The sequence below is a fragment of the Gilvimarinus sp. 1_MG-2023 genome (assembly GCF_030548285.1).
On sequence record NZ_JAUOSC010000398.1, the window covers coordinates 1 to 358 of the forward strand.

A 358-nucleotide genomic window follows, 5' to 3' on the forward strand; every position below is an offset into this window, starting at 1 on the left:
CCGATGGCCAGCCTTTTTGCACAAAGACGGGAGCTTGCTTGCTGAGCAGGGCGACACCGTAGTGGCTTTTCTGGCCAAAGTGCTCAACGTGATACCCCAGGCTTTCGATATCTGCCAGAGGAAACATATCGTCGTGTACCTTGATTTCCTGTAAGCCCAGAATATCCGGGTCCAGTTGTTCCCGAATAGCCTCAAGTTGATGTTGACGGGCGCGAATGCCATTGATGTTAAAGCTGACGATAGTGGTCATTGGAGTATCCATAAGCTGTCAAAAACGGTGCCGGTGCAGAGGCCGGCAGTCTAGCAGGTTGTTGGGCATCTATCTGCGTTGTAACGGTAATCTGGCGGGGGAATGGTT

Annotated in this window: 1 protein-coding gene; it reads right to left on the reverse strand. The window is 52.0% G+C overall.

What is annotated here, in order from left to right:
• Window positions 1-250 (reverse strand): endonuclease/exonuclease/phosphatase family protein (locus Q4563_RS17350; RefSeq protein WP_303605386.1); only part of this gene is annotated, 250 nt, incomplete at its 3' end.
• Window positions 251-358: the final 108 nt, after the last annotated feature.